Source organism: Pseudomonas sp. FBCC-B1667 (assembly GCF_059133255.1).
Genome location: NZ_CP101437.1, coordinates 5,119,762 through 5,145,393 on the forward strand (window position 1 = coordinate 5,119,762; position 25,632 = coordinate 5,145,393).

Here is a 25,632-nt window from a genome sequence, read left to right on the forward strand (position 1 = left end):
TGCATGCCAGCTTCTTATGGATTACTTATTCGTTAATATTCAAATAGTTAGTGAAAACCTTAAAATCTGTATCCGTTTTTTTTGCATGATCTGTCAATTGGCCTGCATGCAGAATGCCTGTATTTTCCAGACCGATAGAATCAAGACGACCGACTGATGAACCCTGAAAAACTCGAACTGTTGATCACCCGCGAAATGCCCTTCGGCAAATACAAAGGCCGGATCATCGCCGACTTGCCCGGCCAGTACCTGAACTGGTTCGCCCGGGAAGGATTTCCCCATGGCGAACTGGGTGGCTTGCTGGCCCTGATGCAGGAAATCGACCACAACGGCTTGTCGGAATTGCTCGAACCCCTGCGCGCCAAACATGGCAAACCTGCGCCCCGCCATTGATCCTGAGCCGATTAGCCCATGCCCGATAACACCCGCCGCGCCCGTGATGAATCCTTCTGGCAGACCTTTGCCGACCGTTACGCTGTCGAACCCGGCCCGATCAACCTGGAAAACGGTTACTTCGGGCGCATGTCGCGAACGGTGGTCGAGGAATACCAGCGCAACATCGAACTCATCAATCGCAGCAACTCGGTGTATGTGCGCCAGCGCTTCGAACAGGGTGAAGCCCTGAAGATCACCACGCAGTTGGCCGAGCTGGTGGGCGTGCCTGTCGAGACCGTCGCCCTGACCCGCAACGCTTCGGACGGCTTGCAATCGTTGATCCGCAACTACAACCGCCTGCAACCGGGCGATCAGGTGCTGTTCAGCGACCTGGAATACGACACCGTCAAAGGCGCGATGCGTTGGCTGGCGCGACATCGCGGGGTCGAGGTGATCGAGATCGAGATCCCGCATCCTGCGAGTTTCGACAGTTTGCTGGCCAGCTACCGCGACGCCTTTGCGCGCTATCCCAAGCTCAAACTGATAGCGCTGACTCACGTCACCCATCGCACAGGCCTGGTGATGCCGGTGCAGGCAATTGCCGCCGCCGCCAAGGAACACGGGATCGACGTGATCCTCGATGGCGCCCATGCACTGGGGCAGCTGGACTTCAAGCTCGACGAACTCGGTGTCGCCTTCGCCGGCTTCAATCTGCACAAGTGGATCGGTGCGCCGCTGACGCTAGGTTTTATCTACATCGCCCTCGAGCGCCTGGCCGATATCGACCCTGACATGGGCGAGATGCATTTCCCGATCACCGACATTCGCGCACGCACGCCGTATAGCACCCCCAACATTCCGGCGCTGCTGACCTTGCCGCTGGTGTTCGAGGAGCATCAGGCCATGGGTGGGTCCGCCGCCAAGAGTGCCCGGCTCAACTACTTGCGCAACCTGTGGGTGCGTGCGGTGCGCGAACTCCCGGGCATCGAAGTGATGACGCCGGATGATCCTCGCCTGTATTGCGGGATCACGTCGATGCGTTTCACCCGACAGGCCGATCAACAGCCGATGGTCGAGCGGCTGCTCACCGACTACAACCTGTTCACCGTGATGCGCAGCGGCGCCGCGAGTGGTCCGTGCATTCGTATCACGCCGGGCCTGACCACCACTGCCGCACACATGGAACTGCTGGCCCTGGCGCTGACCGAGTTGCGCTGAGGTCACACCGTGTATTTGTCGAAGTCCTCGGGTTTGATGTGCGAGGACACCGCGAAGGTGTCGATGCCAATGGTCGTGGCGCCGAAGAAGCCATCCTCTTTCGAATCCCGACTGAGGGTATGCACGTTCAAGGTCGACGCTTCGCCGCCATGGTATTTGTAATAAACGTCTTGATCGTTAGTCAACGCCAAGGCCTTTCGGCCGCCGTACTCACGGGAGTTGAGGACCGATCGCGACGCCACTTCGGGTAAATACAGCTGGCCAACCCAGGCAACATGCCGTTCTTCCAGGTAATTGTTGCCGGCGGTGATACGCACGGCGACATGAATGTGCAGTGCGCGACCGGCGTAAAACCCTGGATAGACCGTGGTAAAGCGCACGACGCCCTCCTTGTCGGTAAATTGCCCACCGCGCAGGTAAGTGTCGTCGTCGGTGCGCGGGACCGAGCCGATGTCACCGTTGTCGACTTCCTTGTCCGGATCAATTTTGCTCCAGCCCGAATAGGACCCGCGCGCATTGCAATGCCAGATATCGACCAGCGCGCCGATGACAGGCTGCCCGGTCATGGCATCGACGATTGCCAGGCGCAGGACCAGGGGAACACCATCGGCGCCTTCGCTGATGTTGCGTCTGATCAATTTCGGATTGCGGAAATACGGGCCGGGAATCTGCTCGGGAGACAGCAGGTAAAGCGGTGATGTGGGTGCAACGGGGGTGTTGTCGTCCATGACGTTCTCTCTTCCATAAGATGAACGCAGGCTAGCATTGGCCGACCGTCGGAAGGCGGTAACTATGTATCGCCTGAGGCGAATTTGGAGCAGCTGGCGAAACCTGCTGCTACAAGGAATCTCGGCTGCCTGTTGGTTTTCCTTGGGCAAAAAAAAACGGTGCACCGACCAAGCGCACCGTAAAGCCGTAGAACACACAACGAAGTGTCAGGTAAAGCGGATCAGTCCAGCAGCGCCAAGGCCTCAGCGGTGCATTCCTGAATGCGGGCCCAGTCGCCGTTCTTGATCCACTCGGGATCAAGCATCCAGCTACCGCCCACGCACATCACGTTTTTCAACGCCATGTAGCTCTTGATATTGGCCGGGCCGACGCCGCCCGTCGGGCAGAATTTCACGTCGCCGAACGGACCGCCGAGGGCCTTGATGGCGGCGACGCCACCGCTCACTTCCGCCGGGAACAGCTTGAAGCGGCGATAGCCCAGGCCATAGCCTTCCATGATGCCGGAGGCGTTGCTGATGCCGGGCAACAGCGGGATCGGGCTGTTGACGCTGGCTTCAAGCAAATCACGGGTGATGCCCGGCGTGACGATGAACTGCGAGCCGGCCGCTTCGGCAGCGGCGAGCATGTGGCGATCGAGCACGGTGCCGGCACCGGTCATCAGTTCCGGGCGCTGTTCGCGCAGGATCTGGATGGCCTTGAGGCCGAACTGCGAACGCAGGGTCACTTCCAGGGCGGTCAGGCCGCCGGCAGCCAGGGCGTCGGCCAGTGGCAGCACGTCCTGTTCGCGGGCGATGGTGATCACCGGCAGGATCCGCGCCTTGGCACAGAGGCTGTCGATCAGGGCAACTTTGTCCGCCATGGATACGGTCGGGGATGGGGTTGTCATAGCGGCTGTTCCTTGGCTCATGGGCACCAGTAAATCTCTAACGTAGGTTGCAAAAACGCGCGAATCGGCATGGCGGCGACATCGTCGACGGCCAATGCGGCACTCAGGGTGGTCAGCTTGGACTGACCGGAAATCGATAGCACTTTGTGTTTGGCCGAGGCCAGCAGCGCACGGCTCATGGTCAAGCGCTGATGCGGCACGGTCGGCGCCAGCATCGGGTAGCAGCGACGTGTGCCGTCGACTTTCAGGGCGTCGGCGAGGTTCGGGCTGTTCGGAAACAACGAGGCGGTGTGGCCGTCGTCGCCCATGCCCAGCACCAGGACATCGATCACCGGCAGTTCGGACAACAAGCGGTCGGCCTGCTCGGCCGCCTGTTCCAGGTTGGCGCTGGCGCTGTACAGACTCAGAAACTGAGCCTTGGCCGCCGGGCCTTGCAACAGATAACGCTTGAGCAGGCCGGCATTGCTGTCGGCATGTTCCACCGGCACCCAACGCTCGTCAGCCAGGCTAACCACCACGTTCGACCAGTCCAGTGCCTGCTTGGCCAGGTGCTGGAAAAATGCCACCGGGCTGCGGCCACCGGATACCACCAGCGTGGCGGTGCCTCGGGCCTCGATTGCTTCACTCAGTTGCCTGGCCACCGACAGTGCCAACGCTTGCGCCAACAACACCGGGCTCTTGAACTCATGGGCGCTGACGCCCTGAGGCAGTTTCAATTCAGATATCGCCATACCACGACCTCCCGTCCCGCGTGATCAGAGCAATGGAGCTCATCGGTCCCCAGGACCCGGCCGCGTACGGCTTGGGCGCATCACCGGATTTTTTCCAGCCGGCGATCAACTGGTCACACCACTTCCACGCGGCTTCGATTTCATCTTTACGGACAAACAGGTTCTGATTGCCGCGCATCACTTCCAGCAACAACCGCTCGTAGGCATCGGGAATCCGCGCGCTGCGATAGGTGTCGGAAAAATTCAGCTGCAACGGACCGCTGCGCAGCTGCATGCCCTTGTCCAGGCCTTGTTCTTTGGTCATCACGCGCAAGGAAATGCCTTCGTCCGGTTGCAGGCGGATAATCAGCTTGTTGCTGATTTGCAGGCGCTGCTCAGGGGCGAAGATGTAGTGCGACGGTTCCTTGAAGTGGATGACGATCTGCGACAGTTTCTGCGGCATGCGTTTGCCGGTGCGCAGGTAAAACGGTACGCCGGCCCAACGCCAGTTGCGGATATCAGCTCGCAATGCGACGAAGGTTTCGGTGTCGCTCTGGGTATTCGAATTCGGCTCTTCCAGGTAACCCGGCACCGGTTTGCCTTCGCTGTAACCGGCGATGTACTGACCGCGCACCACCTGAGTGGTCAGGCCTTCCGGGCTGATCGGCGCCAGCGCCTTGAGCACTTTGACTTTCTCGTCGCGGATGCTGTCGGCGGACAGATCGGCCGGAGGGTCCATGGCGATCAGGCAAAGCAGTTGCAGCAGGTGATTCTGAATCATGTCCCGCAGCTGCCCGGCCTTGTCGAAGTAACCCCAGCGGCCTTCGATCCCGACCTTCTCGGCCACGGTGATTTCCACGTGGGAGATGTAGTTCTGGTTCCACTGGGTTTCGAACAGGCTGTTGGCAAAACGCAGGGCGATGAGGTTTTGAACCGTCTCTTTGCCCAGGTAATGGTCGATGCGGTAGGTGCGATTTTCCGGGAAAAACTGCGCCACGGCGTCGTTGACCTTGCGCGAGGATTCCAGGTCCGAGCCGATCGGTTTTTCCAGCACCACGCGGGTGTTTTCCGCGAGGCCGACCTTGGCCAGGTTTTCGCAAATCGAGCCGTACACAGCGGCTGGCGTGGCGAAGTAGGCAATCACGCGCTGGGCGCTGCCAGCCATGTCGGCCAAGGCGATGTAATCGTCAGCGTTGAGGAAGTCCACGTGCAGGTAGGTCAGCCGCGCCAGGAAGCGCTCGACAACCGCCTCATCCAGCTCTTTCGCGCCCACATAACGACGCAGTTCGGCGCCGATGAATGCCAGGTGCTGCTGCTCGGTGCCAGGCTCGCGGGCCAGCGCGATAATGCGCGTATCCTCGTGCAGAAGGCCTGCGCCATCGAGTTGATAGAGGGCAGGAAACAGCTTGCGCAAGGCCAGGTCGCCGAGGGCGCCGAACAAGGCAAAGGTGCACGGTTCAACCGTAATCGAAGGCATGATGTTTGTTCTTTTATCAAGTTAAGCTACAAATACCTTTTTTCAAGGCATCGCTCAAGAGAAAATGTAGTAATAACCACAACATTTTCGCAAAATACAGATTCCGAGTGGTAGCCGGTCGGAGCCATCAGTAGGATAGGCCACCGTTTGGGGCTGCATCAAAGGCCCTTTTGGCATAGCCGAACTCTAATTTGCGCAGCTGACCCAAGGAACATATATGGACCGCGTGCGAAATTTACTGGAACAGATCCAGAATCGCCTTGAAGACCTGAACAAGGCTGAACGTAAAGTCGCCGAAGTGATCCTGCTCAACCCACAGCAGGCCACACGGTTCAGCATCGCCGCGCTCGCCCAGGCCTCCAAGGTCAGCGAGCCGACCGTCAACCGCTTCTGCCGTTCGTTCGGCGTCAGCGGCTACCCCGAACTCAAACTTCAACTGGCCCAAAGCCTGGCCAGTGGCGCTGCGTATGTCAGCCGCGCAGTCGAGGCCGATGACAATCCCGAAGCCTATACAAAGAAGATTTTCGGCAGCGCCATCGCCTCTCTGGACAGTGCCCTGCAGGCGTTGGACCCGAACCTGATCAGCCGCGCCGTCGACCTGTTGATCCAGGCCCGGCAGATCCACTTCTTCGGCCTCGGCGCCTCGGCCCCGGTGGCGCTGGACGCGCAGCACAAGTTCTTCCGCTTCAACCTGGCCGTCACCGCCCACGCCGACGTGCTGATGCAACGCATGATTGCGTCGGTGGCGCACACTGGCGAATTGTTCGTGATCATTTCCTACACCGGCCGCACCCGCGAACTGGTGGAGGTGGCGCGCATCGCCCGTGAGAACGGTGCCTCGGTGCTGGGCCTGACCGCCGAGGGTTCGCCCTTGGCCAAGGCCAGCACGCTGAGCCTGAATATTCCGCTGCCAGAAGACACCGACATCTACATGCCGATGACTTCGCGCATCATTCAGTTGACCGTGCTGGACGTGCTGGCGACCGGTATGACGCTACGCCGCGGGGTGGATTTCCAGCCGCATTTGCGCAAGATCAAAGAGAGCCTGAATGCGAGCCGGTATCCGGTTGGGGATGAGTTTAACTAGTCCGACATCTTGACTGCGTGACCGGCCTCTTCGCGAGCAAGTCGAAGGGGCCAGCCGCAAGACCGCCAGTCTTGAGCTACCCCCCAACCCGCGCCTGCAAACTCAAATGCGCCCTCTCCCCCGGCGCCAGGCTCAGGCTATGCGCGCCGCCGCTGGCCGCCTCCACACACACAAACTCTGAAATCTCATTCCAGGTCACGCCGAGCAATGGCCGCGAACCTGGATGCCAGACCACCGTGTCCGCATGGTCGCCGGTATCGATGCACAATTCACGTTGCCAGGCGTGGTCCTTGAGCTGCAATTCGCCGTCATGCTGGAACACGCGCTGACACCCGCCATCGACCCGCAACTCACCTTCCTGCTGGCAACTCTGGCGGTTCAAATGGTCATATCCCTGCGCACCTTCAAGCCCAGACAGCGCTATCTCACCCACGTCACCTATACGCCAGTAAGCGTGCAACGCCTGACTCAATTGGCAGGGCAAGGTGTCTTGATGCTCGGTGCTCAGGCGCAAATCCATGCGTTCGCCGAGGTGCGCATGCAGGTCCACTTGCCAGTCGCACAGCTGAAGTTGCCAGTGCAATCGCACGCCATCATCGTCGTGGCTGCTGTCGAGCAGCTTCCAGTCGATCAACCGAGCCCAACCATGGGAAGGCCAGGCGTTTTCGCTCGGATGACGTCCATACCACGGCCAGCACACGGGCACGCCGCCGCGAATCGCACCCACCTGCGGCCACTTCGCCGCGCACCAGAGCCATGGCTTTTGACCCGTGGGCTGGAAATGCAGCAACTGCGCGCCCTGGCGACTGAACACCGCCTGACACAACGGATGGTCGATCACCAACACGTCGCGCTTCTGATAGCGCTCCCACACAAACACCGGACGGTTGCGCAAGGATTTGAAGAAGCGTTGTAGCGGATGCTCATGCATGTGCCACTGTCCTGAAAATCATCTGTTCCCGGGGTGCGCCACCCCAAAAAAAAGCGGACAGCCTGGGCTGTCCGCAAATATGCGCACATAGAGAGGAGCTTATCGCAACAGCGTTAGAACACCGACTGAATTTTCAGGCCGGCTACCAACGCGTTATCGACTTCATCCACACCGCCTGGGTGAGTGATGTATTGCAGGTTAGGGCGCACGGTCAGCCAGTTGGTAACGTGGAAGCCGTAGTTGATTTCGTAGTTGTACTCGGTGGTCTGCAGTGGCGAGAACAGTGGATCCTCGTACTGAGTGACATTGTTGGCCGCGTTGGTCGCTTCTTCGTTTTTCTTCACGTCATTGTTGACATGGATACGGGCAAAACCGATGCCCATGTCATCTTTAGGACGCGCATCGAACGGCCCCTTGTACACAAACATCAGCGACTGGTAGTTGTCGACGACGTTGGTGTCCTTGTCGTGGAACGTCGCGTTGGCCGCAATGTTCAGACCGCGAGTCTTGTCACCGTTGTGGCTGGTGAGTTGTTGCTGTGCAACGAACCAGTAGCCGTGCTTGCTGCTGTGTTCGCGATAGGGTTGGCCGGTCGTTGCCGCATCCGTACCGCTGTCGTCTTTAAGGACGTCATTGGCCTCGGCCGTGCTTTTGTAGTAACCGACACGGTATTCGCCCGGCAGGTTGTTCGGGTTAGGCAACCAGACCAGCTCGACTGGCAACACGGTCCCGGCGGTGCCGCTGCCGCTGAGCTTGAAGCCGTTACCGTGTTCCAGCTGCGACGGGTTCTGGTTGTACGCGCCGATCTGCGCATAGAACTCAGGCGAAATGTTGTACTTCACACGGACCGCAGCCTGCATGACCGGCCAGTTGTACCAGATGTTGGTGGCCCAGTTACCCACTTGGGAACCGCAGAACGCCAGGTTCTGGAACTCGCAAGGGAAGGTATTGAAGTCTTCGCCTTCACCGAAGTAACCGGCCTTGACGTCCAGTTTGCCGTCGAGGAACTGGTGCTTGATCCACAACTGGGTCAGACGGACCATGTGGCCACGGCCGTAGACTTCCTGCGAGGAACTCAAGGTGCCGGTACGCGGGTCGCCGACGCGGTCGTTGGAGATGTTTTCGCCATTACGGTTGGTGAGCTGGATCTTGGCCTGGGTGTTATCCCAACCAAACAGTTTTTCCAGGTCCAGTGCCGCCCCCAGGCCGAACTGGTCGGCGTAACGTGCGGTTTTGTCGTTGTTGTAACCGCCGTGGAGGTTGCCGCCGACTTCACCGACGTAGTCCATCTTGATGTCGATGCCTTGCTCGATCAGCTTGGTCCGCTCACCACCCCAATCACCGGTCATCCATTCGGAATCAGCACTGAACGCGTCAGCCGCGTGCACACTACCGGCCAGCATCATGGCTGCAACTGCTGACAACTGGCAGATAAGCTGAGCGTTGTTGTTCTTCTTCATCCCTACATCCTCGTTTTATTGTTATTAACTTTTCTTTTTCTAACGTGGTTACATCAGTTGCGACGGATGACAGGCCAGCCGCCGCTTATTCCCCCTGTGGGAGCAAGCCCGCTCCCACATTTGTTCTTCAGCGACCTTTGAACTGTGCGACGTTCGCAGACCGGGCTTCACCTTGCGGTTGACCGGCCACACCCAACCGTTCCCCGGTCTTGGCGTCGAACAACAACACTTTCGATGGATCGAACTGCAGGGTCAGGGTTTCGCCCGGCGCCGGTGCAACGTCTGGTGCCAGCCGGCAGCAGACTTTGGTTTCATTCAGATTGACGAACACCAGAGTGTCGGGACCAGTCGGCTCGGTGACCTGGACTTCCGCGCGGATGGTCGGCAACCCGTTCGGCTCGCCGTTCGCCAGCACAATCTGCTCAGGGCGCATGCCGAGGATCACTTCGCGGTCTTCGAGCCCGGCGTCCTGCATGCCCAACGGCAACTCACAACGGGCCTGGCCGCTGTCGAGCAGCGCGAGCAGACGACCGTCCTTGCGCTGCAAACGCAAGGGGATGAAGTTCATCGGCGGTGAACCGATGAAGCTCGCCACGAACAGGTTGGCCGGGTTGTTGTAGATGTCTTTCGGCGTGCCGAACTGCTGAATGATCCCGTCCTTCATCACCGCCACTTTGTCGCCAAGTGTCATCGCTTCGATCTGGTCGTGGGTCACATAGACCGTGGTGGTTTTCAGGCGCTGGTGCATCAGCTTCATTTCGGTACGCATCTCGACCCGCAGCTTGGCGTCGAGGTTGGACAGCGGTTCGTCGAACAGGTAAATCTTCGGCCGACGCGCCAGGGCCCGGCCCATGGCCACGCGCTGTTGCTGACCACCGGAAAGCTGGCCGGGCTTGCGGTTGAGCAAGTGTTCGATCTGCAAAAGCTTGGACACCCGCGCCACTTCGGTTTCGATGTCGGCGGCGGGCATTTTGCGAATCTTCAAGCCAAAGGCGATGTTCTCGCGCACGCTCATGGTCGGGTACAGCGCGTAGGACTGGAACACCATGGCGATGTCGCGGTCTTTCGGGCTCATGCCGCTGACGTCCTGATCGTCGATCATGATCGCGCCGCCGGTGATGGTTTCGAGGCCGGCGATGCAATTCATCAGGGTCGATTTGCCGCAACCCGAAGGTCCGACCAGGATCAGGAACTCACCGTCCTTGATCGACAGATGGATGTCCTTGAGGGTGTCCGGCAGGCCCGGGCCATAGGTCTTGTTTACATTACGAAGTTCGAGCGTAGCCATGATTACCCCTTGACCGCGCCGGCCGTCAGCCCGCGCACGAAATACTTGCCTGCGACCACATAGACCAGCAGGGTCGGCAGCCCGGCGATCATCGCCGCCGCCATATCAACGTTATATTCCTTGGCCCCGGTACTGGTGTTGACCAGGTTGTTCAGCGCGACCGTGATGGGTTGCGAGTCACCGCTGGAGAACACCACGCCGAACAGGAAGTCGTTCCAGATCTGGGTGAACTGCCAGATCAGGCAGACCATGATGATCGGCGTGGACATCGGCAGGATGATCAGGCGGAAGATCGTGAAAAACCCCGCACCATCGAGCCGCGCCGCCTTCACCAGCGCATCCGGAACGCTGACGTAGTAGTTGCGGAAAAACAGTGTGGTGAACGCCAGGCCGTAGACCACGTGGACGAACACCAGGCCCGTGGTGGTACTGGCCAGCCCCATCTTGCCGAGGGTGAACGAGGCTGGCAGCAGGACGGTCTGGAACGGCAGGAAGCAACCGAACAACAGCAGGCCGAAGAACAATTGCGAGCCGCGAAAGCGCCACATCGACAGTACATAGCCGTTCAACGCACCGATGGCGGTGGAGATCAGTACCGCCGGAACGGTGATCTTGATCGAATTCCAGAAATACCCGTCGACGGTGCCCCAGGCCTTGACCCAGCCAATGCCGCTGACCACGGTTGGCCAGCTCAGCAGGTTGCCGGTGTTGATGTCTTCCGGTGTCTTGAAGCTGGTCAACAGCATGACCACCAGCGGTATCAGGTACAGGAATACCGCAAGGATCAGCACCGCGTAGATCGCGATGCGACTCAGGCTGATGGAAGGTTTGGCAGCGAAACTAGTCATGACGCTTGGTCCTCAGCTCGGAGTACAGGTAAGGCACGATGATTGCGAGAATCGCACCGAGCATCAGAATCGCACTGGCCGAGCCCATGCCCATCTGGCCGCGACTGAAGGTGAAGGAGTACATGAACATCGCGGGCAAATCGGAGGAGTAACCCGGACCACCGGCCGTCATGGCCGCCACCAGGTCGAAGCTCTTGATCGCGATGTGAGCCAGGATCATCACGGCGCTGAAGAACACCGGACGCAAGCTGGGCAACACCACTTTCAGATAAATGCGCGGCATGCTCGCGCCGTCGATCTGGGCGGCACGGATGATCGACTGATCAACGCCACGCAGCCCGGCGAGGAACATCGCCATGATAAAGCCCGAGGCTTGCCAGACTGCAGCGATCACCAGGCAATACACCACACGATCCGGATCGATCAGCCAGTCCAGGCGGAAGCCTTCCCAGCCCCAGTCACGGAGCAATTTGTCCAGGCCCATGCCCGGGTTGAGCAACCACTTCCAGGCAGTACCGGTGACGATCATCGAGAGCGCCATCGGGTACAGGTAAATGGTGCGAATGAAACCTTCGCGGCGAATGCGCTGGTCAAGAAACACTGCCAGCAGCACACCGATTACCAGGGTGATACCGATGAACATGCCGCCGAACAGCGCCAGGTTCTTGCTGGCTACCCACCAACGGTCGTTGTCGAACAGCCGCTGGTATTGCGCCAGCCCCGCCCATTTGTAGGTCGGCAGAAAGGTCGAACTGGTGAACGACAGAACGAACGTCCACAGGATGTAGCCATAGAAGCCCACCAGAACGATGAACATGCTCGGCGCCAGCACCAGTTTGGGCAGCCAGCGTTGCAATGCATCGAACGGCGAGGCCTTGCTGAACACAGCGACAGAACTCATGGGAAAATCCAGTACGGGAGAAAAATCACTTTGAAAATGCTTCCCCTTGCAGGAGTGAGCCCTGCTCGCGATGGCGGTGTATCAGTCACTCAATCATTGACTGACAGATTGCAATCGCGAGCAGTCTCGCTACTACAGGGGCCAAGCATTACTTGGCAGACTTGACCGCTGCACCGAGTTTCTTGGCGGCATCGGCAGGGTCGGCTTTCGGGTCGTTGATGTAGTTGGTCACCACATCAAAGAACGCACCCTGTACGGCCAGCGTGGTCGCCATGTTGTGCGCCATGCTCGGCTGCAGCCCGCCGGACTTGGCATCCGCCAGGAAGTCCTTGGCAGCGGTCTGGGCGCAGGCGTCGAAACCGTACTTGTCCATGTCCTTCAGCATGTCGTCGCGAACCGGGATCGAGCCCTTGTTGATGCTGAAGACTTTCTGGAAGTTCTCACCCATGACGATCCTGGCGATGTCCTGCTGACCGGCCGCAGTGCCCGCATCTTTCTGCTTGAACACGGCGAGGGAGTCGATGTTGTAGGTGAACGCCTTATCGGTGCCCGGGAACGCTACGCACTCGTAGTCCTTACCGGCAACTTTCTTGGCGGCGGTCCATTCGGACTTGGCCCAGTCACCCATGATCTGCATGCCGGCCTTGCCGTTGATGACCTTGGCCGCTTCCAGGTTCCAGTCCTGGCCTTTGCCGTCGACGTCCATGTAGGTCGCGACTTTCTTCAGCTCGGTCAGCGCCTTGACCATTTCCGGACCGGTCAGCGCGGCGTTGTCCAGATCGACAAGGGCTTTCTTGTAGCCATCGACGCCCATGACCGAAAGCACCACGGCTTCGAACACGGTGCTGTCCTGCCAAGGCTGACCGCCGTGGGCGAGCGCAATGAAGCCCGCTGCCTTGAGCTTGTCGCCGGCGGCGTAGAATTCTTCGAGGGTGGTCGGGTTTTTGGTGATGCCGGCTTTCTTGAAGACTTCCGGGTTGATCCACAGCCAGTTGACGCGGTGAATGTTCACCGGCACGGCCACGTAGTTACCCTCGTACTTCACGGTATCGGAGACTTTCTTGTCGAGCAGGCTGTCCCACTTCTCCGATTTGGCAACGTCTTTCAGGACGTCGGTGTCGAGCAGACCGGTAGACGCCCATTCCTGGATGTCCGGACCTTTGATCTGCGCCACACCCGGCGGGTTACCGGCAACGGCGCGGCTCTTGAGCACGGTCATGGCTGTAGCACCGCCACCACCGGCCACAGCGCCGTCCTTCCAGGTGAAGCCGTCTTTTTCGACTTGGGCCTTGAGCACATCGACCGCTGCTTTTTCACCACCCGACGTCCACCAGTGAACCACTTCCACGGAACCTTTGGATTCGGCGGCAAGCACACTGAGAGGGAGCGCAGACAGGGAGGCGAGAGAAATGACAGTAGCGAGGCGAGAAATCGCATTCATCTAGAAGTACCTTTCTTGTTGTTATGCATGCAAGTCTGGTGCTTGCGCTGCACAGGATTTTAAACAGGAGTTATCCCCTCGCAGGTAACGAAGGGACGCTTGAATGTCACCACATGGTTACACAGGAGCGCTCTGGGACAACCTTGCCAGCGCCGTGGCCATGCTGGGCGCTAATGGCAGCCGTGGTATCAGTACCGCTTGCCAGGCGTGATACAGATCAGGTTTGCCCGCCCAGATATCGGCACTTGGGCGATTCTGCGGATCGAGTTCGTGATGCCAGCTGCCGTCACAACGGTCGATGAAATGAGTGTCACAAAATTCCCAGAACAGCCGGTACCAGCGTTCGTATTGCTCATCGCCCGTACGTTTGAGCAACGCACTGGCGGCAGCGCTGGCTTCGCAATGAGTCCAATGCAGGCGATGACGAACCACCGCGCGATTGTCCCAGTCGAGGGTGTAGACAATCCCGGGCAGCCCGTCGATATCCCAGCCATGACGGCAGTTGTGGTCGAAAAGTTTTTGCGCATCGGTGGCCAGCCAGCCCGGCGTCAGCATGCCGGCCTGAACCCGCGCTGCTTCCAGATGCAGCAGCAGGCGTGCCCATTCAAAACCGTGGCCTGGCGTGGTGCCGTAGGGACGGAAACCGTCGGCCGGGTTGTCGTGGTTGTATTCCCGTAATGGCTGCCACTGGCGGTCGAAATGTTCGACCACTCGATAATCATTGGCCGCGGCATGACCGTGGATCACCCGCTCGACAATGCGCTGCGCACGGCATAGCCAGCGGTTGTCTTCGGTGACATCGGCCAGCGCCAGGAAAGCTTCGGTGGCGTGCATGTTGCTGTTGGCACCCCGGTAGGCCTCTTCTTCACTCCAGTCGCGGCTGAAGGATTCGCGCATGGCGCCCTCCTCCTCGCTCCAGAAATGTGTGTCGATGATGTTGATCGCATCATCGAGCAAGGCGCGTGCGCCGGGACGTTGCGCAACCACCGCAGAACTGGCGGCCAGGGCGACAAAGGCATGGAGGTAAGCGGCCTTGCCGGTGTTGTCATCCAGCGCCTCAGCGATTGCAAACCAACCGCCATATTCGGCATCGCGCAACGGGCCGCTGAGGGCCTGGACACCGTGATCCACCAGCTCCGCAAATCCCGGCAAGCCCTGAATATGGGCCATGGCGAAGCTGTGCGTCATGCGCGCGGTATTCATGGTTTCAGCGCGGGCGTTGGCCGAGAGATGGCCTTTTTCATCGAGATTGCCGAAGCCGTCGGGAAGCGTTGAAGCCTTGGCGAATGCCAGCAGGCGCAGACCTTCGGCGCCAAGCCATTGCTGATGGGCAGGCGCGTTGAGCCAACTGCTGAAGACCGGTTGGAAGGTGTCCATGGGGTGCCTTTTTTGTTGTTTTGACTGAGGGCAGTCTAAACAACGGGCGGAGGCGGGCTTGTAACGAAGGGGGCGAGTTATGTCACTGACTTGTGACATTTGGCTTGAGAAATTTGTTTAATGGTCTGACGCCTTCGCGAGCAAGCCCGCTCCCACATTCGATCGAGTTCATCCAGTTGGAATGCGATTGAATGTGGGAGCGGGCTTGCTCGCGAAGAACGATAACTCGGTATTACTAATCGACACTGCGCGGCAGTTGAAGCGTCACTCTTAACCCACCCTCACGCAGGTTTTGCAGGCTGACCTCCCCGCCATGACTATGCGCAATGTTGCGCGCAATCCCCAACCCCAGCCCATAACCCTGCTGCTGCCCGGCCAGGCGGAAGTGCGGTTCAAACACCTGCTCCAGCCGTTGCTCCGGCACGCCCGGCCCTTCGTCATCGACATGAAGGATGAACGCGCTCTCATCATCATCGATGTGCAAATGCGCGTTCTGCCCATACTTGAGGGCGTTGTCGATCAGGTTGCCAATGCAGCGTTTAAGCGCCAACGGTTTACCTGGATACGCCGCCACCGCCCGGCCCTGCTGGGTCACGCGGCCATTGCCGTGAGGCGCCAGATACGGCTCCACCAGACAATCGAGCACATGATTGAGGTCCACCGGCTCGATGTTTTCGTGAATATCCGTGTCTTTCACGCATTGCAGCGCGCCCTTGACCAGCAACTCCAACTCATCCAGATCACGTCCGAACTTGGCTTGCAGCTTCTCGTCTTCCAGCAATTCCACGCGCAGGCGCAAACGGGTGATGGGCGTGCGCAGGTCATGAGAAATCGCGCTGAACAACTGGCTGCGCTCAGTCAGGTAACGGCTGATCCGTTCGCGCATGGCGTTAAACGCACGCCCCACTTCGACCACTTCACTGCCACCGCCTTCGGCCACCGGTTGCACATCAGCCCCCAGCGACATGTCGCGCGCGGCTCGCGCCAGGCGCTTGAGCGGGCGGCTCTGCCAGTGCACCAGCAAGCCGATGAACAACAGCAAAAAGCTGCTGGTGAGGACGATGAACCAGACCTGCTGCGCCGGCAGGCCTTGCTCTTCAAGACTGGTGTAAGGCTCGGGCAGCAATGACGCGATGTACAGCCATTCCCCCGGCGCCATCTGGATTTGCGTGACCAGCACGGGCGGGTTCACGGGTTCCAGTGTCAACGCGTAATGCGCCCAGGAGCGCGGCAACTCATCGAGTTTCAGCCCGCTGTTGAAGATCCGCAGGTCTTCAGGGCTGACAAAAGTCACCGAGATATCCGTGTCATGACCCAGGGATTCGCGCAGCACCTGGTCCACCGCTTTGAGCACGGCTTCCTTGCGCGGGGTGATCGGCAGCACTTCCATACCCAAGGGTTTGTCGTTGAGTGTCACCACAAAACGGGTGCCGCCCATGCTGCGTAACTGATCCAGCACCAACGGCCTGAAAGCGACGGGTAATGAGCGGAAATAACTCACGCTGGCCGTCATTGAATGCGCGAGGCTGCGGGCGGCGGTGACCAGGCCTTCTAGCTGCGTGGCACGCAATTGTGAGACCCAGATCACGCTCGACAACGTCTGCGCGAACAGCACCGCCAGCAACGTCAGCAGCAACATCCGCCCCAGCAACGAACGGGGCACCGGCACGCGCTCGGCGAGCTTGCGCAGAAACTCAGTGGCCATTACTGGCAACCACATTGGCTGCCAGCTGGTAGCCACTGCCGCGCACGGTGCGGATCAGTCGTGGCGGCTTTTCCGTGTCTCGCAAGCGTTGACGCAAGCGGCTGACCGCCATGTCGACGATGCGGTCCAGCGGCATCAGGTCGCGCCCGCGAGTGGCGTTGCCGATGGTGTCGCGGTCGAGGATTTCCTGCGGGTGATCGAGGAACAGTTTCAGCAGTGCGAAGTCGGCGCCGGACAGAATCACTTCTTCGCCATCGGTGTGGAACAGCCGATGGCTGACCATGTCCAGGCGCCAGTCGTCGAAGGCCAGCACTTCACCGCCATTGCGTTCCTGACCGAATTGCGCGCGTCGCAACAAGGCTTTGATGCGCGCCTGCAATTCTCGTGGACTGAAGGGTTTACCCAGGTAATCGTCGGCGCCGAGTTCCAGGCCGATGACGCGGTCGGCTTCGTCGGAACTGGCGGTGAGCATGATGATGGGCACCTGCGCCTGCCGTGGGTGCTGGCGAACCCAGCGGCACAAGCTGAAGCCGTCTTCGTCCGGGAGCATCACGTCGAGAATCACCAGATCACTGGGGGCCTCGTTCAAGGCCTGGCGAAAACCGGCGCCATCGGGTGTGGTGCGGACCTGGAAACCGGCGCGAGTCAGGTAGGTATCCAGCAACTCGCGTATCTCTTGATCGTCATCGACCAACAAAATCGACTTGTTGACTGAGCTCACGGGGCGGCGTCCTTGTTGTTTGAATTGGGCGGATTATGCCTGATGGACCTTGAGTATTTGTTGTCTGTTCTGGCCCCATCGCGGGCAAGCCCGCTCCCACAGGGATTTAGGTGATCCTGTGGGAGCGGGCTTGCCCGCGATGAAGTCGACTCGGTTTCAGGCCTGGTCGAGCGCGACACCCGCACCGACAAGGCCGGAATACGGCGCGGTCACCAGCCACACCGGGATGCCTTTGAAGTAATTGCTCATGCAGCCTTTATCGGCGAAGCATCGGGCGAAACCGCTTTTGACGAAGAAATCGGCAAACCGCGGAATCACGCCACCAACGATGTACACGCCGCCGCGCCCCCCGGTGGTCAGCACGTTGTTGCCGGCCACGCGGCCGAGCCAGCAGCAAAACTGCTCCAGCACTTCCAGGGCAATCGGATCGCCTGCGAGCCCGGCAGCGGTGATCGCTTCCGGTGTTTCGAGCACCGGCGTATGGCCGTCGACTGCACAAATCGCCCGGTAAACCCGAGGCAAGCCGCCGCCGCTCAACGCGGTTTCAGCACTGACATGCCCGATCTCATTGAAGATGTGTTGCCACAGCTGCGTTTCCCGCGGGCTGCTCAGCGGCAGATCGACGTGACCGCCCTCCCCCGGCAACGCGGCAAAACGCCCTTCGCCAAGGTCCAGCAAGGTACCGACACCCAGGCCTGTGCCCGGGCCAATCACCACCGCTGGCCGCAACGGCTCCGGGGTGCCTTCGCAGACCACTCGAAACTCGCCCGGCTGCAAACGGGTCATGCCCAGTGCCATGGCCGAGAAGTCGTTGACCAGCAACAGTTGCTCGACCTGCAAGGTCTTGCAGAAACCCTTGCGGCTCAGGCGCCAGTGATTGTTGGTGAACTTGAATTCATCGCCACTCACCGGGCCGGCCACCGACAGGCACACCGAGCCGATCGAACCCGACGCCAGACCGAGCCCGCCCAGGTAGACCGCAATGGCCTCTTCCGGGCTGGCGTGATCAGCCGTCGCCAGCACCTGGACCGATTCCAGTTGCTGGTTTTTCCACAACGCGAAACGAGCGTTGGTCCCACCGATGTCACCGACCAAAGCCAGTTTCAATTAAGCGTCTCCAGGGCAGAAGTAAAGGCGCTGGCGCCCTGCTCTGCGGAGCTGAAGGCCATGCGCATGAAACCAAACAGCTCGCGTCCGCTGCCAATGTTATTGCCCAACAGGCCCTTGGCCGGTTCGCGCGCCGCGAATTCGTCGGCGTCCACCTTAAGCTCCAGAGTGCCTTTGACGCCATCGACGCGGATGATATCGCCCTCTTGCACCCGCGCCAAAGCGCCACCGACATACGCTTCGGGGCTGACGTGAATCGCCGCGGGGATTTTTCCCGAGGCGCCGGACATGCGTCCGTCCGTGACCAATGCCACTTTGAAACCACGATCCTGCAGCACGCCGAGGAACGGCGTCATCTTGTGCAGTTCCGGCATGCCGTTGGAACGCGGGCCCTGGAAGCGCATCACCGCGACAAAATCCTTCTCCAGCAGACCGGCCTTGAAGGCGTCTGCCAGATCCTGCTGATCCTGAAACACCATGGCCGGTGCTTCGACGATCTGGTTTTCCAATGCGACGGCCGAGACTTTCATCACACCGCGACCGAGGTTGCCTTCCATCACGCGCAAACCGCCCTCTGGCGAGAACGCACGAGCGACCGGGCGCAGGATGCTTTCGTCGAGGCTGTCGGTCACGCCTTCGCGCCAGACCAGTTCGCCGTTATCGAGGAACGGTTCCATGGTGTAACGGCGCAGGCCATGGCCGAGTACGGTGTTGACGTTTTCGTGGAGCAACCCGGCGTCCAGCAGTTCGCGGATCAGGAACGACATGCCGCCCGCCGCCTGGAAGTGATTGATGTCGGCTTTACCGTTCGGGTAGACGTGGCTCAGGGTCGGCACGACTTCGGAGAGGTCGGCCATGTCTTGCCAGGTCAACTGAATGCCCGCCGCCATGGCGATGGCCGGCATGTGCAGCGTGTGGTTGGTCGAACCGCCGGTGGCGTGCAGGGCCACGATGGAGTTGACCAGTGAACGTTCGTCGACGATTTCGCCGATCGGCATGAAATCACCGTTCTGTTTGGTCAGGCGAGTGACCTGATGCGCCGCTTCGCGGGTCAAGGCATCGCGCAACGGCGTGTTCGGGTTGACGAAAGAAGCGCCCGGCAAGTGCAGACCCATCACCTCCATGAGCAACTGGTTAGTGTTGGCTGTGCCGTAGAACGTGCAGGTTCCAGGGCTGTGGTAGGAGTTCATTTCCGACTCCAGCAGCTCTTCGCGGCTGGCCTTGCCTTCGGCATAGCGCTGGCGCACATCGGCTTTCTGCTTGTTGGAAATGCCCGACACCATCGGCCCGCCCGGGACAAAAATCGTCGGCAGATGACCGAAACGCAACGCGCCCATCATCAGGCCCGGCACGATCTTGTCGCAGATGCCGAGCATCAGCGCGCCGTCGAACATGTTGTGGGACAACGCCACGGCGGTGGACATCGCGATCACTTCGCGGCTCGGCAGGCTCAGCTCCATGCCCGGCTCGCCCTGGGTCACGCCATCACACATGGCCGGGGTGCCGCCGGCGAACTGGCCGACCGAACCGATCTCGCGCAGCGCTCGCTTGATCTGTTCCGGAAAGACTTCGTACGGCTGATGCGCCGAGAGCATGTCGTTATAGGACGAAACGATGGCGATGTTGGCGGAGTTCATCATCCGCAGGCTGTTCTTGTCTTCGGTGCCGCAACCCGCCACGCCGTGAGCGAAGTTGGCGCATTGCAGTTTGCCGCGCATCGGACCGTCGCTGGCCGCACCGCGAATCAGTGCAAGGTAGGCCTCACGCGTGGCGCGGCTACGGGCGATAAGCCGTTCAGTGACCTCAAGGACGCGGGGATGCATGTGTAGAACTCCAGGCTAACGGATGTGGCGACCTGATTGTCTATGCTGAACAAGGACCGCTGTGATCGGGATGACAGACGGTTTTCTTGATCGGTCGGACCAGTTGATTCAGGTCACTCGTTGTAGATTGAACAAAATATTGCCATTAAAAAGGCTTGTTTTCTATTTTTATGCGAATAATCTTGTAATTCCAACAACAAAACGACGGCGGCGCTGTAAATGACTCTTCGAATCGCAATCAATGGTTTTGGCCGGATTGGCCGCAACGTCCTGCGCGCACTGTATACCCAAGGCTATCGCCAGGATCTGCAGATCGTGGCCATCAACGACTTGGGTGACAGCGCGATCAACGCTCATCTGCTCAAATACGACACTGTTCACGGCACGTTCGACGCCGATGTCCTGCACGATCAGGAGAGCCTGACGGTCAACGGTGACCGTATTGCGGTCAGCGCCATTCGCAACCCGGCGGAGTTGCCCTGGGCGGCGGAAAAGATTGATGTCGTGTTCGAATGCACCGGTCTGTTCACCGACCGCGCCAAAGCCGCCGCGCATATTACGGCCGGCGCACGCAAAGTCATCATCTCGGCACCGGCCAAGGGCGCCGACGCCACCGTGGTGTACGGGGTCAACCACGACATTTTGCGCCAGCACCACCAGATCATTTCCAACGCGTCGTGCACCACCAACTGCCTCGCGCCAGTGGCTCAAGTGCTGCACCGCGAACTGGGGATCGAGAGCGGTCTGATGACCACAATCCACGCCTACACCAACGACCAGAACCTGACCGACGTCTACCACACCGACCCTTACCGCGCCCGCTCCGCCACGCAGAACATGATCCCGAGCAAGACCGGTGCGGCTGAAGCCGTTGGCCTGGTGCTACCGGAACTGGCGGGCAAATTGACCGGCATGGCAGTGCGCGTACCGGTGATCAACGTGTCGCTGGTGGACCTGACCGTGCAGCTGAAACGCGAAGCGTCGGCCGACGAAGTGAATGCGCTGCTGAAAGAAGCCAGCCAGCACTCGAAGATTCTCGGTTACAACACCCTGCCGCTGGTTTCCAGCGACTTCAACCACAACCCGTTGTCGTCGATCTTCGACGCCAACCACACCAAATCCAGCGGCAAGCTGCTGAAGGTGCTGGCCTGGTACGACAACGAATGGGGCTTCTCCAACCGCATGCTCGATAACTGCCTGGCGTTGTGCAACGCAGAATGATCGTGGAGCAGCAACCGATGATCGGTATCAGTTTTATGCAAAAGACCATGGCGGCGCGCAAGCGTATCGCCTTGGTCGCCCACGACCACTGCAAGGTGTTTTTGCTGGACTGGGCCGAGCGGCATAAAGACAGACTCGCGCAGCATGAATTGGTCGCCACCGGCACCACGGGGTTGTTGTTACAACATCGCCTGGATTTACCAGTGCAGAGCATGATCAGCGGTCCGCTGGGCGGCGACCAGCAATTGGGGGCGCAAATCGCCGAGCAGCGCGTCGACATGCTGGTGTTCTTCTGGGACCCGTTCGAACCACAGCCTCACGACCCGGACATCAAGGCTTTATTACGGGTCGCGGCGGTCTGGAACATCCCGGTGGCCTGCAACGAATGCAGTGCCGATTACCTGCTGAGCAGCCCGTTGATGGATCAGGCACACGACCATCGAATACCCGACTATTCGACTTATCTGCTGGGTCGCTCCTGAAGTTTCACCTGAGACCGGAACTGGCTCGCGCTTGCATCCCGGATACCCGCCAATCACTGCCGAGAATTTCCTGAATTCCCGGCCATTTCAGGGCTTTTACCTGCGCAAACGTTCACCTCATACCGTTCGTCGGCATCGGTTCATGTAACCGTCACATGGCGCCGATGTGCATTGGATGGCGCTGAATGGATTTGGCGTACCGAGTCGATAGCGACTCCTTGCCAACACCTCATCCATTTGTGAGCTCGCCCTATGTTCGACTCTCTCTCTATCCGTCTGAAAATCGTTTTGCTGTCCGGTCTGTGTTTGCTCGGCGTGGTCGTCTTGATCGTCGGCATGAACATTTACCAGACCAACCAGAACGATGATCTGGTCAACGCCTCCAGCAGCAAGATGCTCACCGACAGTGTGCAAGACCTGCTGCAAGCCAAGGCCGCCGAACAAGCGGCGCGGCTGCAGAAGACCTTCGGCGAGACCCTGACGGTAGTGACCGCCCTGGCGGACCAGATCAAGGACATGCGCAACATGGCCGCCAAGCGTTCTATCGAGGCCGGAGCCCTGCGTGAAGAGTTGAACCAAAGCATCAAGACCGCGTTCGAGCGTAACGGCAAGGTATTAGGTGTCTGGTTGGCCTTCGAACCCAATGGCCTGGATGGCAAGGACAGCGAGTTCGTCAATGACGCGGTCCGCCAGTCCAACGAAGCCGGGCGTTTCGCCACGTACTGGAGCCGTGCCGGAGGCGAGGTACTTAACACGATCATGGTCGAAGAGGACCTGACCAAAACCACCCTGAACCTCAGCGGTACACCCTACAACGTCTGGTACACCTGCCCGCGCGACAGCAAGCGTACCTGCCTGCTTGACCCCTATGCCGATACCATCGGCACTGAGAAAAAAGAAGTGTTGATGACCACCATTTCCGTGCCGCTGCTGGTGGATGGCAAGCCCATTGGCGTGGTCGGCGTCGACATTGCCCTCGACGCGCTGCAAGCGGCGGCGGTCGATTCCCAGCGTGAACTGTTCAACAGCGCAGGGCACATGCTGATCGTCTCCGGCACCGGCGTGCTGGCGGCCTACAGTGTCGACGCCGGTAAAGTCGGGAAGTCTATCGGCGATACTCTGGGCGCGGACGGCAAGGACATTCTGCAATTGCTCAGCGGTGGTGCGCCGAAGGTTTTGCAGCAAGGTGAACTGATTCGCGCGGTGTACCCGGTCAGCCCGATTGCCGACGCGAAGGCCTGGGCCGTGGTGGTCGACCTGCCTAAACAGGTGTTGCTGGCCGACTCGGTGAAACTGCAAGCAGTCCTCGATGACGCCCAACAAAGCGGCACGATCAAAGCGGTGCTGGTGGCTGTCGTGGCCGGTCTGATCGGTTTGTTGCTGACCTGGCTCACCGCCTCGGGCGTGACCCGGCCGATCAACAGCGTGGCCGAGATGCTCAAGGCAATTGCCAGCGGCGACGGTGATCTGACCCAGCGTTTGCACTACCGCAAGAAAGACGAATTGGGCGAGCTGGTCAGCTGGTTCAACCGCTTCCTCGACAAGCTGCAACCGACCATCGCACAGATCAAGCAAAGCATCACCGACGCCCGCGGCACTGCTGATCAGTCTTCGGAAATAGCCCGTCAGACCAGCGAAGGCATGCAGGTGCAGTTCCGCGAAATCGACCAGGTCGCGACCGCGTCCAACGAAATGAGCGCCACCGCGCACGACGTCGCCAACAGTGCTTCGAACGCGGCCAACGCCGCCAAAGGAGCCGACCAGTCGGCCCGTGACGGCATGCAAATCATCGAGCGCAGCACCCGCGACATCAATCAACTGGCCGACGAAGTCAGCAAAGCCGTGACCGAAGTCGAAGCGCTGGCGGTGAACAGCGAGCAGATCGGTTCGGTCCTGGAAGTGATCCGCAGCATTGCCGAGCAGACCAACCTGCTGGCACTTAACGCCGCGATTGAAGCGGCCCGTGCCGGCGAGAGCGGTCGCGGCTTTGCGGTGGTGGCCGATGAAGTGCGCAACCTGGCCAAGCGCACCCAGGACTCGGTGGAAGAAATTCGCCTGGTGATCGAACGTATCCAGAGCGGCACGCGCGGCGTGGTTGCCACTATGCATTCGAGCCAGACCCAGGCCCACAACAACGCCGGACAAATTCAGCAAGCGGTCCAGGCCTTGGGCAAAATCAGTGATGCGGTGACGGTGATCAGCGACATGAACCTGCAAATCGCCAGCGCTGCCGAACAGCAAAGCGCGGTGGCCGAAGAGGTCAACCGCAACGTCTCGGCAATCCGCACCGTCACTGAAACCCTGACCGGCCAGGCCACCGAATCGGCGCAGATCAGCAGCCAGCTCAACTCGCTGACCACGCAACAGATGAAATTGATGGATCAGTTCAGGGTTTGATGGGACCAGGATCGTTCCCGCGCTCTGCGTGGGAACGATCAATGACCGGATTTTTGAACTATGATCGGGCTCTCGTTCCGGAGGGCCTTCGATGACTGATCTAATCACGTCCATTCAAGCCGCACTCGGCTTGCCCCATACCCCGATCCCCTTCACGTCGAGCGGTGCCCTGCCCTCGGCGTTTGCCGTGACCGACCTCGCCTGCGCCAGCATCGCCGTGGCCGGGCAGGCGGTCAGCGAGTTATTGCAGCAACACACCGGCCGCTTGCCCGGTGTTGAAGTCGACCGCCGACTCGCCTCTTTCTGGTTCGCCACCTCGATCCGCCCCGTCGGCTGGAGCGTTCCGCCGTTGTGGGACCCGATTGCCGGTGACTACGCGACGAAGGACGGCTGGATCCGCCTGCACACCAACGCACCCCATCACCGAGTCGCGGCTGAAAGTGTGCTTGGCACCTGCGCCGACCGCACCGCGATGGCAAGCAAGGTGGCGCAATGGGCCAACAGTGATCTGGAACAGGCCGTGGTCGACGCTGGGGGATGCGCCGCCGAGATGCGCACCTGGGCGCAATGGCAGCAACACCCACAAGGTTTGGCCGTGAATGACGAGCCGTTGATTCAATTCAGCCGCGACCAGGCACAACCCGCGAAACCGTGGCAAGGCTCCGTCGCTCAGCCGCTGGCCGGACTCAGGGTGCTGGACTTGACCCGCGTACTGGCCGGTCCGGTCGCCAGCCGTTTTCTCGCCGGCCTCGGGGCGGATGTATTGCGCATCGACCCACCGACCTGGAACGAACCCGGCGTGGTGCCCGAAGTCACCCTGGGTAAACGCTGCGCACGCCTGGATCTGCACAACAGCGAAGATCGCGCCGTGTTCGACACCCTGCTCAAGGACGCCGACATTCTCCTGCACGGCTACCGCGCCGATGCACTGGAACGTTTGGGGTACGGCGCTACCGAACGCAGGCGACTGGCGCCGGGACTGATCGATGTAAGCCTCAACGCCTACGGCTGGAGCGGTCCCTGGCAGAACCGCCGTGGTTTCGACAGCCTGGTGCAGATGAGCAGCGGGATTGCCGAGGCCGGGATGCGATGGAAGCGCGCAGACAAACCGACGCCGTTGCCGGTGCAGGCACTCGATCACGCGACCGGGTATTTGATGGCAGCTGCGGCGATCAGGTTGTTGGGGCGCGGGGGTTCGGCGCGGCTTTCGTTGGCGCGTACGGCGAAATTGTTGATTGAACATGGCGCGGGAACTGCGAAGGCGTTGCGGGCGGAGGATGACAACGATCAAGGGCTGGTGCTTGAGCAGACACCTTGGGGGACGGCGCATCGGCTGCATGTGCCGTTGAAAATCACCGGTACCCCGTTGCAATGGGCACTGCCGGCCACTGAATTGGGTTCCCACCGCGCGCAGTGGTGGTGACTGCCAGATCGCCTTCGCGAGCAAG

21 protein-coding genes and 2 pseudogenes are annotated in these 25,632 nt (G+C 60.1%); 8 read left to right on the top strand and 15 right to left on the bottom strand.

Annotation, left to right across the window (positions count from 1 at the left end; translation table 11 throughout):
- Positions 1–156 precede the first annotated feature (156 nt).
- Both NL116_RS23690 and NL116_RS23695 read left to right on the top strand, forming a co-directional pair.
- Entirely contained in the window at positions 157–393 is a 237-nt protein-coding gene (locus tag NL116_RS23690) for a DUF3820 family protein (RefSeq protein WP_007949456.1), read from the top strand.
- 18 nt (positions 394–411) lie between these two features.
- Positions 412–1,593 carry an aminotransferase class V-fold PLP-dependent enzyme gene (locus tag NL116_RS23695; RefSeq protein WP_494374277.1) on the top strand — a complete coding sequence of 394 codons (1,182 nt, stop codon included), beginning with the start codon at positions 412–414 and terminating at the stop codon, positions 1,591–1,593.
- Between the two features lie 2 nt (positions 1,594–1,595).
- Here NL116_RS23695 and NL116_RS23700 read toward each other — a convergent pair whose 3' ends face one another.
- The 4 genes from NL116_RS23700 to zwf all read right to left on the bottom strand — a co-directional run bounded on the left by NL116_RS23700 (position 1,596) and on the right by zwf (position 5,395).
- Complete coding sequence (locus NL116_RS23700) at positions 1,596–2,321, bottom strand: intradiol ring-cleavage dioxygenase (protein WP_494374278.1); 726 nt, start codon at positions 2,319–2,321, stop codon at positions 1,596–1,598.
- 221 nt (positions 2,322–2,542) lie between these two features.
- A complete protein-coding gene (locus NL116_RS23705) occupies positions 2,543–3,208 on the bottom strand; it encodes a bifunctional 4-hydroxy-2-oxoglutarate aldolase/2-dehydro-3-deoxy-phosphogluconate aldolase (RefSeq protein ID WP_140667510.1) in 666 nt (221 codons plus the stop codon).
- Positions 3,209–3,225: 17 nt separating this feature from the next.
- Positions 3,226–3,939 carry a 6-phosphogluconolactonase gene (gene pgl, locus NL116_RS23710; protein WP_494374279.1) on the bottom strand — a complete coding sequence of 238 codons (714 nt, stop codon included), beginning with the start codon at positions 3,937–3,939 and terminating at the stop codon, positions 3,226–3,228.
- On the bottom strand, positions 3,926–5,395 hold the full coding sequence (zwf, locus tag NL116_RS23715) for a glucose-6-phosphate dehydrogenase (protein ID WP_494374280.1): 1,470 nt from the start codon (positions 5,393–5,395) through the stop codon (positions 3,926–3,928). The genes pgl and zwf overlap by 14 nt, the downstream gene beginning before the upstream one ends.
- Positions 5,396–5,621: 226 nt before the next feature.
- Between zwf and NL116_RS23720 the strand changes: the two genes are divergently transcribed.
- The gene (locus tag NL116_RS23720; protein ID WP_175649041.1) at positions 5,622–6,482 is read left to right on the top strand and encodes a MurR/RpiR family transcriptional regulator; all 861 of its coding nucleotides are present in this window, start codon (positions 5,622–5,624) and stop codon (positions 6,480–6,482) included.
- Between the two features lie 76 nt (positions 6,483–6,558).
- Here NL116_RS23720 and NL116_RS23725 read toward each other — a convergent pair whose 3' ends face one another.
- From NL116_RS23725 to edd, 11 genes are all read right to left on the bottom strand, one after another.
- Positions 6,559–7,413, bottom strand: coding sequence for a D-hexose-6-phosphate mutarotase (locus NL116_RS23725; protein ID WP_494374281.1), 855 nt, complete (start codon positions 7,411–7,413; stop codon positions 6,559–6,561).
- Positions 7,414–7,526: 113 nt separating this feature from the next.
- Positions 7,527–8,873, bottom strand: coding sequence for a carbohydrate porin (locus tag NL116_RS23730; protein WP_494374282.1), 1,347 nt, complete (start codon positions 8,871–8,873; stop codon positions 7,527–7,529).
- A gap of 127 nt (positions 8,874–9,000) precedes the next feature.
- Positions 9,001–10,161 carry an ABC transporter ATP-binding protein gene (locus NL116_RS23735; protein ID WP_494374283.1) on the bottom strand — a complete coding sequence of 387 codons (1,161 nt, stop codon included), beginning with the start codon at positions 10,159–10,161 and terminating at the stop codon, positions 9,001–9,003.
- Positions 10,162–10,163: 2 nt separating this feature from the next.
- On the bottom strand, positions 10,164–11,009 hold the full coding sequence (locus NL116_RS23740) for a carbohydrate ABC transporter permease (RefSeq protein WP_157713172.1): 846 nt from the start codon (positions 11,007–11,009) through the stop codon (positions 10,164–10,166).
- On the bottom strand, positions 11,002–11,910 hold the full coding sequence (locus NL116_RS23745; RefSeq protein ID WP_027922970.1) for a carbohydrate ABC transporter permease: 909 nt from the start codon (positions 11,908–11,910) through the stop codon (positions 11,002–11,004). The genes NL116_RS23740 and NL116_RS23745 overlap by 8 nt, the downstream gene beginning before the upstream one ends.
- 148 nt (positions 11,911–12,058) lie before the next feature.
- The gene (locus NL116_RS23750) at positions 12,059–13,351 is read right to left on the bottom strand and encodes an ABC transporter substrate-binding protein (protein ID WP_494374284.1); all 1,293 of its coding nucleotides are present in this window, start codon (positions 13,349–13,351) and stop codon (positions 12,059–12,061) included.
- 117 nt (positions 13,352–13,468) lie between these two features.
- Positions 13,469–14,728 carry a D-mannose isomerase gene (locus NL116_RS23755; RefSeq protein WP_494374285.1) on the bottom strand — a complete coding sequence of 420 codons (1,260 nt, stop codon included), beginning with the start codon at positions 14,726–14,728 and terminating at the stop codon, positions 13,469–13,471.
- Positions 14,729–14,963: 235 nt separating this feature from the next.
- Positions 14,964–16,433: an ATP-binding protein gene (locus tag NL116_RS23760; RefSeq protein WP_494374286.1), complete on the bottom strand. Its 1,470-nt coding sequence runs from the start codon at positions 16,431–16,433 to the stop codon at positions 14,964–14,966.
- Complete coding sequence (locus tag NL116_RS23765) at positions 16,423–17,154, bottom strand: response regulator (RefSeq protein WP_140667520.1); 732 nt, start codon at positions 17,152–17,154, stop codon at positions 16,423–16,425. Before NL116_RS23765 ends, NL116_RS23760 begins: the two co-directional genes overlap by 11 nt.
- 156 nt (positions 17,155–17,310) lie before the next feature.
- Entirely contained in the window at positions 17,311–18,261 is a 951-nt protein-coding gene (locus NL116_RS23770) for a glucokinase (RefSeq protein ID WP_494374287.1), read from the bottom strand.
- Positions 18,258–20,084 carry a phosphogluconate dehydratase gene (gene edd / locus NL116_RS23775; protein ID WP_027922964.1) on the bottom strand — a complete coding sequence of 609 codons (1,827 nt, stop codon included), beginning with the start codon at positions 20,082–20,084 and terminating at the stop codon, positions 18,258–18,260. The genes NL116_RS23770 and edd overlap by 4 nt, the downstream gene beginning before the upstream one ends.
- Positions 20,085–20,303: 219 nt before the next feature.
- Here edd and gap point away from each other — a divergent pair, with 219 nt between their 5' ends.
- The 5 genes and pseudogenes from gap (at position 20,304) to NL116_RS23800 (ending at position 25,607) form a co-directional block, all read left to right on the top strand.
- On the top strand, positions 20,304–21,305 hold the full coding sequence (gene gap, locus NL116_RS23780; protein ID WP_494374288.1) for a type I glyceraldehyde-3-phosphate dehydrogenase: 1,002 nt from the start codon (positions 20,304–20,306) through the stop codon (positions 21,303–21,305).
- Between the two features lie 17 nt (positions 21,306–21,322).
- A complete protein-coding gene (locus NL116_RS23785; protein WP_494374289.1) occupies positions 21,323–21,787 on the top strand; it encodes a methylglyoxal synthase in 465 nt (154 codons plus the stop codon).
- Positions 21,788–22,312: 525 nt separating this feature from the next.
- Positions 22,313–23,278, top strand: a pseudogene (locus tag NL116_RS23790) (methyl-accepting chemotaxis protein); the annotation flags it as partial.
- 378 nt (positions 23,279–23,656) lie between these two features.
- Positions 23,657–24,184, top strand: a pseudogene (locus NL116_RS23795) (methyl-accepting chemotaxis protein); the annotation flags it as partial.
- Between the two features lie 91 nt (positions 24,185–24,275).
- A complete protein-coding gene (locus NL116_RS23800) occupies positions 24,276–25,607 on the top strand; it encodes a CoA transferase (RefSeq protein WP_494374290.1) in 1,332 nt (443 codons plus the stop codon).
- Positions 25,608–25,632 lie beyond the last annotated feature (25 nt).

Excerpts from the sequence above, each read along its gene's own strand:
- zwf (WP_494374280.1), bottom strand. The coding sequence starts at position 5,395 with ATGCCTTCGATTACGGTTGAACCGTGCACCTTTGCCTTGTTCGGCGCC.
- NL116_RS23735 (WP_494374283.1), bottom strand. The coding sequence starts at position 10,161 with ATGGCTACGCTCGAACTTCGTAATGTAAACAAGACCTATGGCCCGGGC.
- gap (WP_494374288.1), top strand. The coding sequence starts at position 20,304 with ATGACTCTTCGAATCGCAATCAATGGTTTTGGCCGGATTGGCCGCAAC.
- NL116_RS23695 (WP_494374277.1), top strand. The coding sequence starts at position 412 with ATGCCCGATAACACCCGCCGCGCCCGTGATGAATCCTTCTGGCAGACC.
- NL116_RS23700 (WP_494374278.1), bottom strand. The coding sequence starts at position 2,321 with ATGGACGACAACACCCCCGTTGCACCCACATCACCGCTTTACCTGCTG.
- NL116_RS23785 (WP_494374289.1), top strand. The coding sequence starts at position 21,323 with ATGATCGGTATCAGTTTTATGCAAAAGACCATGGCGGCGCGCAAGCGT.
- NL116_RS23740 (WP_157713172.1), bottom strand. The coding sequence starts at position 11,009 with ATGACTAGTTTCGCTGCCAAACCTTCCATCAGCCTGAGTCGCATCGCG.
- NL116_RS23690 (WP_007949456.1), top strand. The coding sequence starts at position 157 with ATGAACCCTGAAAAACTCGAACTGTTGATCACCCGCGAAATGCCCTTC.
- NL116_RS23725 (WP_494374281.1), bottom strand. The coding sequence starts at position 7,413 with ATGCATGAGCATCCGCTACAACGCTTCTTCAAATCCTTGCGCAACCGT.
- NL116_RS23705 (WP_140667510.1), bottom strand. The coding sequence starts at position 3,208 with ATGACAACCCCATCCCCGACCGTATCCATGGCGGACAAAGTTGCCCTG.
- NL116_RS23800 (WP_494374290.1), top strand. The coding sequence starts at position 24,276 with ATGACTGATCTAATCACGTCCATTCAAGCCGCACTCGGCTTGCCCCAT.
- NL116_RS23750 (WP_494374284.1), bottom strand. The coding sequence starts at position 13,351 with ATGAATGCGATTTCTCGCCTCGCTACTGTCATTTCTCTCGCCTCCCTG.
- edd (WP_027922964.1), bottom strand. The coding sequence starts at position 20,084 with ATGCATCCCCGCGTCCTTGAGGTCACTGAACGGCTTATCGCCCGTAGC.
- pgl (WP_494374279.1), bottom strand. The coding sequence starts at position 3,939 with ATGGCGATATCTGAATTGAAACTGCCTCAGGGCGTCAGCGCCCATGAG.
- NL116_RS23745 (WP_027922970.1), bottom strand. The coding sequence starts at position 11,910 with ATGAGTTCTGTCGCTGTGTTCAGCAAGGCCTCGCCGTTCGATGCATTG.
- NL116_RS23730 (WP_494374282.1), bottom strand. The coding sequence starts at position 8,873 with ATGAAGAAGAACAACAACGCTCAGCTTATCTGCCAGTTGTCAGCAGTT.
- NL116_RS23760 (WP_494374286.1), bottom strand. The coding sequence starts at position 16,433 with ATGGCCACTGAGTTTCTGCGCAAGCTCGCCGAGCGCGTGCCGGTGCCC.
- NL116_RS23755 (WP_494374285.1), bottom strand. The coding sequence starts at position 14,728 with ATGGACACCTTCCAACCGGTCTTCAGCAGTTGGCTCAACGCGCCTGCC.